The 8,353-nt window shown below is 29.1% G+C and carries 9 protein-coding genes; 8 read left to right on the top strand and 1 reads right to left on the bottom strand.

What is annotated here, in order from left to right:
- Nucleotides 1–470: 470 nt before the first annotated feature.
- Together ACI3VO_RS00545 and ACI3VO_RS00540 are read left to right on the top strand one after the other, a co-directional pair.
- Nucleotides 471–1,406, top strand: coding sequence for an alpha/beta hydrolase (locus ACI3VO_RS00545; protein ID WP_439756038.1), 936 nt, complete (start codon nt 471–473; stop codon nt 1,404–1,406).
- Nucleotides 1,407–1,431: 25 nt separating this feature from the next.
- Complete coding sequence (locus ACI3VO_RS00540) at nt 1,432–1,956, top strand: cob(I)yrinic acid a,c-diamide adenosyltransferase (protein WP_439756037.1); 525 nt, start codon at nt 1,432–1,434, stop codon at nt 1,954–1,956.
- A 52-nt stretch (nt 1,957–2,008) separates the two neighbouring features.
- Here ACI3VO_RS00540 and ACI3VO_RS00535 read toward each other — a convergent pair whose 3' ends face one another.
- Complete coding sequence (locus tag ACI3VO_RS00535) at nt 2,009–2,998, bottom strand: glycosyltransferase family 2 protein (protein ID WP_439756036.1); 990 nt, start codon at nt 2,996–2,998, stop codon at nt 2,009–2,011.
- Nucleotides 2,999–3,257: 259 nt separating this feature from the next.
- Between ACI3VO_RS00535 and ACI3VO_RS00530 the strand changes: the two genes are divergently transcribed.
- The 6 genes from ACI3VO_RS00530 to ACI3VO_RS00505 all read left to right on the top strand — a co-directional run bounded on the left by ACI3VO_RS00530 (nt 3,258) and on the right by ACI3VO_RS00505 (nt 8,291).
- Complete coding sequence (locus ACI3VO_RS00530) at nt 3,258–4,478, top strand: RtcB family protein (RefSeq protein WP_439756035.1); 1,221 nt, start codon at nt 3,258–3,260, stop codon at nt 4,476–4,478.
- Between the two features lie 44 nt (nt 4,479–4,522).
- Nucleotides 4,523–4,948 (top strand): hypothetical protein, encoded by a 426-nt coding sequence (locus ACI3VO_RS00525; protein WP_439756034.1) that lies wholly within the window; start codon nt 4,523–4,525, stop codon nt 4,946–4,948.
- A 189-nt stretch (nt 4,949–5,137) separates the two neighbouring features.
- Entirely contained in the window at nt 5,138–5,791 is a 654-nt protein-coding gene (locus ACI3VO_RS00520) for a M15 family metallopeptidase (protein ID WP_439756033.1), read from the top strand.
- A complete protein-coding gene (locus tag ACI3VO_RS00515; protein WP_439756032.1) occupies nt 5,788–6,480 on the top strand; it encodes a response regulator transcription factor in 693 nt (230 codons plus the stop codon). Before ACI3VO_RS00520 ends, ACI3VO_RS00515 begins: the two co-directional genes overlap by 4 nt.
- The gene (locus ACI3VO_RS00510) at nt 6,470–7,597 is read left to right on the top strand and encodes a sensor histidine kinase (protein ID WP_439756031.1); all 1,128 of its coding nucleotides are present in this window, start codon (nt 6,470–6,472) and stop codon (nt 7,595–7,597) included. Before ACI3VO_RS00515 ends, ACI3VO_RS00510 begins: the two co-directional genes overlap by 11 nt.
- 178 nt (nt 7,598–7,775) lie before the next feature.
- Nucleotides 7,776–8,291 carry a hypothetical protein gene (locus tag ACI3VO_RS00505; RefSeq protein ID WP_439756030.1) on the top strand — a complete coding sequence of 172 codons (516 nt, stop codon included), beginning with the start codon at nt 7,776–7,778 and terminating at the stop codon, nt 8,289–8,291.
- Nucleotides 8,292–8,353: the final 62 nt, after the last annotated feature.

Below are 8,353 nucleotides of genomic sequence, written 5' to 3'. Positions count from 1 at the left end.
CTACTAAATATTTAAATAATTATTTGACATGGTTTAAGTTTTTATTTATAAGTAAGAAATATAAAGAATTTAATCGAATAAAGGAATTATTTATGGAATTAGCGACGAGAGATCTTTATATTACTCAATACATGATAAAAAATAGATTTGTAGAGTTACTGTAATCAATAAATTTTATGTTATTTATTTTAGAAAAATAGATGTTAAAAACTCTATAATTCTTCACAAAATTATTAAACATATTTACAATGGTTGGAAAGGAAGTAGTAGCTTCGCTAGATAGATATATATGATAATAGAATCTATATTGTTGAGCATGTTTTTTATGAAAATTTTTTTATAATTAAATTATAATAGTTGTAAAAAGGCGATAATATGGATAAAATTTAATTAAATTAATAAAAACCTTAACCTGACGGTTATTAAATAAAAAAATTACATAATATATTATTGAAAGGATAGCGATTCTAATGAATATAAAGATTTTTTTGGCGGTAATTATAACGTTGGCAGTTGTAGCTATTATAGCATTGTTTTTTGCGGGAAACTTTTTTTATAATCTAGCGATAAATCCAAACTCTTCAAAGAAGATGATTTTCGGCAATGATGGTTTGAGTCATCATGAGCTGACTGAAGAGGAAGAATGGCTAGAAAAAAGCTCTAAGTTTAAGGATGTTTTTACAAATTCCTTTGATGGACTGAAATTACATGCTCATGAGGTTGTATCAAATAAAAATACTCATAAATGGGCGGTTACAGTCCATGGGTATATGACAGATGCCTTCAGTCTTAGTACCAAGGCATTGCATTATTACGATATAGGATACAATGTTTTGGCGGTTGATTTAAGAGGTCACGGCAAGAGCAAAGGTAATTATATAGGAATGGGATATCACGATGCCAAGGATTTAATTGAGTGGCTTAAGTACATCGTTTCAAAGGATAGCGATTGTGAGATTTTAGTTCATGGTGTTTCTATGGGTGCTGCTACAGTTATGATAGCGAGTTCTCAGGAGGAGCTTCCTAAAAATGTAAAGGTCATAATAGAAGATTGCGGATATTCATCAGCGTTAGAACAATTTAAATATCAGCTTAAGAAATTGTTTAATGTGCCTTCATTTCCGATATTAAATATAGCTAATTTGATAGTTAAAATAAAGGCTGGATATTATTTAAATGAGGCTTGTCCTATAGAGTGTATTAAACATTCAAAGGTTCCTATGATGTTTATACATGGAGATGATGATACATTCGTTCCATTTTATATGTTAGACGAGCTTTATGAAGCTTGTACAAGTGAGAAAAAGAAACTAATTATAGAAGGCGCTTCACATGCTCATGCTGAAAGCGAAAATCCAGATAAATACTGGAGTGAAATAGATAGCTTTGTAAATAAATATATTTAATTTTATGAAGAAAGGAGCTTTAATTATGAAGATTTATACTAGACAAGGTGACAAAGGATCTACATCTTTAATAGGTGGTACGAAGATAGAAAAAGACAGCATTAGAGTAGAAGCCTATGGAACAATCGACGAATTAAATTCGTATATCGGTCTTTGTGTCAATTATCTAAAAGAAGATCAAGATAAAGAAGTATTGAGAGAAATTCAAAAAAAATTATTTGATGTCGGAGCAGAGCTATCGACTATAAATTACGAGAGATATAAAAATACCACTAAAGAAGAGGATGTAGAAAAATTAGAAGCATTAATAGACTCTTATACAGAGAAAATAGAAAAGATAAATGAATTTATAGTTCCAGGGACATCAGTATGTGCTGCCAATTTACATATTGCTAGAACTGTATGCAGAAGAGCGGAGAGAAGAATTTTAACTTTATCTAGAGAAGATAAAATCAACCCTATACTACTTAAATATGTAAATAGATTATCAGATTTTTTATATATTTTAGCTCGCTACAGTGAAGATGAAATAATTCCTGTCAAATTTTAGTAAGTAATTTTCAGCTGTGAATGATTTATGTTAAAAAGCTCCAAAGTAATTTTTACTTTGGAGCTTTTGTATTTAATAACCTTATATTGTTTAATACGCTCGATAAAACACTGCTGTTTAGTATGTCTTCTCTAGTCATCGTAAAGTCATCTAATTGACAATTTTTCATAAATAGCTTTGTAGAGAACATATTTTGCATAAATAGTTTTAAAGAAGGTTGTTCTTTAAATAGCATAAAATTCACGGCTATCATAACTATGTAGACTTTAAGTGATAGATAGAAGTACTGTCTTTTGAATCTATTGTATTCTTTATTTTCCTCTAAGAATAGACGAATAAAAGCATATGCCTTTAGATAGTCATTTTGAGTTTGTAGAGAAATACTTCTAACTATGCTAGTTTTTCTTATTCTGTAGTAGTAAAGAGCATCTGGTATAACTGTTATTTTATTTGCCTTGTATATTAATTCCGACATAATCGCCAGATCTTCAAATTTCATATTTGGAAATATATTGTTGTCTTCAAATATTTCCCTCTTCCATAATTTATTCCATAAGTATGAATGAATTAGGTTGTCTGGAATTAGCCCCTTTAATATTTCGTATTTATTAAATTGACCTCTTCTAAATCTATAAAATACAGGCTTTGCAAAATTAGTTTGCTCGTAGTATCTGTAGAAATTGCATATAACTATATCGCTTTTAGTTTTTAAAGCAGCGTTGTATAATTTGCTCAAGTAATTTTCTTTTATAAAATCGTCGCTATCTAAAAATGCAAGGAAATCTCCTGAAGCATTTTTAAGTCCAGTATTACGTGTAGTCGCAACACCGCTGTTTGTTTGGTCTATAACTTTTATTTTAGATGATTTTTTTTGGTATTCTCTTAAAATTTCAAGAGAGTCATCTGTAGATCCATCATTTACACATATTACCTCGTAATCGTCAAAATCTTGTTCTAAAACAGAGTCTAGACATTGACGCAGGTAAGTAGATGTATTGTAAACTGGAATAATAACACTAATTTTTGGGTTTCTAGTATTCATAATTCACCACCTTAATATTAATTGTTTCAATTCAAACGAAAAACCTATTGACAATTAGAGTATATCATATTATTCATTTGCCTTATCTTACAGTTTTATTACAAAATAGTTATATTTCTGTTACTTTAAATAAAAATATTTAAATTTATAGCATTTAAAATGCATATAAGTTAATATTAAGTATATAGTCTATTTTTTCTCAATTTTTCGATTTTCATTCATAATAAATGGGTATAATTTTTTAAAAGGGGTGTTTAATTTGTTAATAAAAGGAAATTTTAACGAGGCAGAAGTGTTTACAGCTAATATAGACGATGAGACTATAGCTCAAGTTAAACAGCTTCTAGATCAAGAATTTGTAGAGGATTTAAATATAAGAATAATGCCAGATTGTCATAAGGGTTCTGGTTGTGTAATAGGGACTACTATGACTATAAAGGATAAGATAGTTCCAAATTTAGTAGGTGTAGATATAGGGTGTGGCGTTTTATGTGTGGAGCTTGGAAATTTAGACTTGGATTTGAAGAAAATCGATGATTTTATAAAAAACAACATACCACATGGATTTAAGATAAATAATAAACCGGTGATAGACTATTTAGATGAAATACTTAAAATCAAATGCTTAGACGATATTCCTAAAAATCCAACTGAATTTAACAGAGCCTTAGGTTCACTTGGTGGGGGAAATCACTTTATCGAAATCGACAAGGATGATTCTGATAATAAATATTTAGTTATTCACTCAGGCAGTAGAAACCTAGGACTTCAAGTTGCAAACCACTATCAATCTGTCGGGTATAATACTTTAAACTATATAAGTGATGAATACGAACAAAAATCAAAGGAATTAATAGACGAATATAAAAAAGCAGGTAAGAGTAAAAAAATAGAAAAGGCTCTTAAAAATTTAAAGAAGTCTCTTCGCGTAGAAAGTAAGATTCCAAAGGACTTATGCTACATAGAGGGAGATAACTTAAAGAACTACCTTCACGATATGGATATTGTACAAAAGTACGCGACTAAAAATAGAGAGCTTATGGCGAGACGAATAGTCGAATTTATTGGACTAGATTACGATAAATTGAATAAATTCGAAAGCATCCATAACTATATAGAAATAGACAAGTCTATTTTAAGAAAAGGAGCCATATCTGCATACGAGGGAGAGGATTTACTAATACCTATAAATATGAGAGATGGAGTTATCTTGGGAAAAGGCAAGGGAAATCCTAACTGGAACTACTCAGCTCCACACGGTGCAGGCAGAATTTTATCTAGAGCAGGAGCCAAGGATAAAATCCATATGAATGATTACAAGGCTTCCATGAAGGGAATTTTTACAACCTGCGTAAACGTATCTACTTTAGATGAAGCTCCTCAGGCATACAAGCCTATTGAAGATATTTTAAACAATATAACAGATACAGTAGATATAGTGAAAATAATAAAACCGATTTACAATTTCAAAAGCAATTAGACTTATAAAGTCTTTTTAAATTTATGATTATAGGGGGAAGATAAATGGAACCATTAGTTGTAGTAATACAAGGACAACAATTTAAACTAAACAATATAAACGATTTAATAGCTTCTATATTTGGTAAAGGCTACTTCGAATTATCACAAGAGGAGAGACTTAAAGTTCGCTATGAAAAATCTTACGCAATAAGCCAATTTCACAAGTATTTACCTATAATTAATACAGATGAAGGAACTTACGGTGAAAACTTTGAGATAGTAAGCGAGGACTACGATTTTGAAAATGGATTTATAATAGACGATGATTACTCTTATATATTGTCACTTTGCAAGATAAACAGCTTCATGCTACTTGAAATCAGAAATTCTAATATATTTACAGGGTTAATAGACAAAAAAGATATAGAAGGAGATTACGTAGTTATAAACCATTTTGCTAAAGATCTTTTAGAAGAATTATATAACTAGAAAAAGTTTAATTAGAATAAGTTTACTGGTATAATATTATGTAAACTTATTCTTTTTTATTATTTACAAATGACAAAAATGTAATTTAATATTTTGTAAAAATATTTTATAATTATGTAAGGATATATTATATATATATTAATTATTTCTCTTTAAGATATACTTAATATTTTTTAAGGAGGAATACTTATGAAAAAGGTCCAAGTTCTATTGTTATTATTAGTAGTATTTATAGGATTTAATTTTACGAAAAATATAGTATCAAATAAATATGTTTATGGTGACAATACAAGTAGTGGCATGGCTTTAATTGTAAGCGAAGAAAATCAGCTCACAAGCAGATTTATTCCAGATAATCTACGAGAAATTAATATTTCTTTTGCAAATGATACAGAAGACTCAAATAAGAAAATGACTAAAGAGGCGAAAGAGGCTTTAGAAAAATTAGTAGATGATGCAGCTCAAGATAATATAGATTTAATAGGAAAATCAGCATATATATCTTATGCAGATCAGTACAAAGACTACTATATGAAGGTTTTAGAGGTAGGAAGTGATGAAGCTGGTAATTTGGTAGAAAAACCAGGTACTAGCGAGCATCAAACTGGTCTTTGTATAGATTTAACTAATAAAGAGTATAATCTTCAAAAAGATAGTGAAGATTATAAATGGATTGAAAAAAATTCATATAAATACGGATTTGTAATTAGAGATTGCAAAGAGAAAAACGTTGTACATATTAGATATGTAGGAGAGGACGTAGCTAAATATATATGTGAAAATAATTTAACACTTGAAGCGTATGTCGATGATTTGTCACTGAGGAAGGATGGTTCGACTTGAATAATAAAATATTAGTTGCAGATGATGAAAAAGAAATAAGAGATTTACTTGAAATATATCTTTTAAATGAAGGCTATAAGGTTGTAAAGGCAAAGGATGGTCAAGAGGCCTTAGATATAATAGAAAATGAAGAAATTGATTTATTAGTTTTAGACATAATGATGCCTAAGCTAAACGGTATTGAAGTATGTAAAAAAATAAGACAAACTAAGAATACGCCTATTTTAATGTTAAGCGCTAAATCTGAGGATATGGATAAAATACAAGGATTGATGACAGGTGCAGACGACTATATGACTAAACCATTTAATCCACTAGAATTTACAGTGAGAGTAAAGGCTCTACTTAGAAGAAGCTATTATTTAAATAATACTACTCAGGAGGAATCTGATTTAATAAATGTGGGTTCTCTTACTATCGATAAAACTAGACACAAGGTAGTGGCAGCTGGAGAGGAAATATCTTTGACAGCTAGAGAGTTCGATATTTTATATTTAATGGCTAGCAATAAAGGTAGAGTATTTTCTTCTGAGGAGATATTTGAAAAGGTATGGAAAGAAAAATACTTCCAATCAAATAACACTGTAATGGTACATATCAGTAGACTTAGAGATAAGCTTGATAAATGTTTAAACGGCGAAAAAATAATTCATACAGTGTGGGGAGTTGGTTATAAAATTGAAAAATAATAAAGCGCTAAATTATGCTATAATGCCTATAGTTTATTTGTTTTTAAGTTTTATCAGTGTATCTACTAGTTTTGTGATACTTAAGGTTATTTTAGATAGATATTATAGATACAATAGCCAGTATGGCGGTGCAATCGTAAATGCAATAAACTTTTTTAAGTTTTTTAAGGATCAAACTATAGGTAATTATCTGTATTATATAATAATTGCTGTGTTTACATTTTTTGTATATTATTTGTTCATGAGAAAATCCTTAACCGCATTTTTGAAGATTGTAGAGGTTACAAATAAAATGGCCGGTGGAGACTTAGATAAAACTATAAGCATCGACTGCAAAGGCGATATAAAAACTCTAGCTGACAATATAAACATTATTTCTCTGTTACTTAAAAACGTAACTATAGAAGAAAGAAAGGCCCAACAGACAAAGGCGGACTTAATCACAAATGTATCACACGATTTAAGAACACCTCTTACATCGATAAAGGGATACTTAGGACTTATAAACGATGATAAGTACAGAGATGAAGTACAGCTTAGATATTATGTAGATATTGCCTACGAAAAATCAAAGGAATTGGAAATTCTTATAAACGATTTATTTGAGCTTACAAAGGTTCAAAATCGCTCTATAACTTTAAATAAAATCGAGATAAATTTAGTTGAATTACTAAATCAAATTATATTCCAGTTTGGATATCAATTTCAAAGCGAAAAAATTGAAGGCAGAAGCTTCTTTTCTGAGGACAAGATGATAATTTACGCTGATCCAAATAAATTAGTTAGAGCCTTCCAAAATTTAATAAACAACGGTATTAAATACGGTACAGGCGATTACCTAGATATATATGCATATAAAGAAGGTAGTTACGCTATTGTAGATGTAATAAGCTACGGAAATCCCATACCAGCTGTAGAGCTTCCGTATATATTCGATAGATTCTATAGAGTAGAAAAGTCTAGAAATAAAAACGATGGAGGTTCAGGATTAGGACTAGCTATAACAAAAAGCATCGTTACACTACACGATGGACAAATTAGCGCTCATAGCGATGGAGAAAAAACTGTGTTTAAAGTTAAACTACCTCTTTTAGATAAAGAAAATAATATGCATTGATAAAATAGTTAAAAATATAACTTTATAAAAGTTAAAATTTAGAAATTTTAATACGAAAAAATCACTTTTCAAGTGTTTTTCCATTTTTTTCCGACTTTTTTTAAAGTATAACTTTTTTTTTCGGTCAAAGTAGATTATACTTTAAGTAAGAAGTGTTTTGAAGAGGGGGGAATGGATTATGACAATGGACAACATATTAAAGGTTTTAGCAAGTATTGCAATAATAGGGATTATTATATACTATGCACTTGAAAGCAAAAACCAAAGGGAGCAAAAATCAAAGAACAAAGCTAAAAAAATTCTTTCTGAAAATGTTAAATTTATGATTTTTGGAAATGAAGGAAGTCCAAACATAGCTCTAGGAAAAGATAATTGTATTTATCTACTTGATTCTAATAATGTTACTTTACACAAATTCACTTTAGACGAAGTTGATGATATCAACATACATTATCATATAAGAGCCGATAAGAATAGTGGTGTTATTTCTCCGTCATTGACACTAAATAATCAAACTTTTATAGATAAGATTGATTTAAACTTACGTGCAAATGGTAGTGATTACGCTATAAGTTATGTTCCTTATATGAAGCATGCAGAGTCTAATGAAGTTAGAAGTAAAATAATTCAAATGAAGAGATTTATACTAATGATAGAAAGAGAAAAAGAGGGGAACAACGTAGTAAATAATTAATTTATTAAAATCAAAATTAATTAAAAAATTAAATATCAATAAAAGTTTCAAAATAGATGTTA

This window comes from Intestinibacter sp. (genome assembly GCF_051866655.1).
Classification (GTDB): domain Bacteria; phylum Bacillota; class Clostridia; order Peptostreptococcales; family Peptostreptococcaceae; genus Intestinibacter.
The sequence above is the reverse complement of the archived record's forward strand: the minus strand, read 5'-3'. Positions and strand labels throughout refer to the sequence as shown.

Bases quoted from the DNA above. Each gene is read 5' to 3' on its own strand.
- ACI3VO_RS00540 (WP_439756037.1), top strand. From the start codon at position 1,432: ATGAAGATTTATACTAGACAAGGTGACAAAGGATCTACATCTTTAATA.
- ACI3VO_RS00525 (WP_439756034.1), top strand. From the start codon at position 4,523: ATGGAACCATTAGTTGTAGTAATACAAGGACAACAATTTAAACTAAAC.
- ACI3VO_RS00505 (WP_439756030.1), top strand. From the start codon at position 7,776: ATGACAATGGACAACATATTAAAGGTTTTAGCAAGTATTGCAATAATA.
- ACI3VO_RS00545 (WP_439756038.1), top strand. From the start codon at position 471: ATGAATATAAAGATTTTTTTGGCGGTAATTATAACGTTGGCAGTTGTA.
- ACI3VO_RS00535 (WP_439756036.1), bottom strand. From the start codon at position 2,998: ATGAATACTAGAAACCCAAAAATTAGTGTTATTATTCCAGTTTACAAT.
- ACI3VO_RS00520 (WP_439756033.1), top strand. From the start codon at position 5,138: ATGAAAAAGGTCCAAGTTCTATTGTTATTATTAGTAGTATTTATAGGA.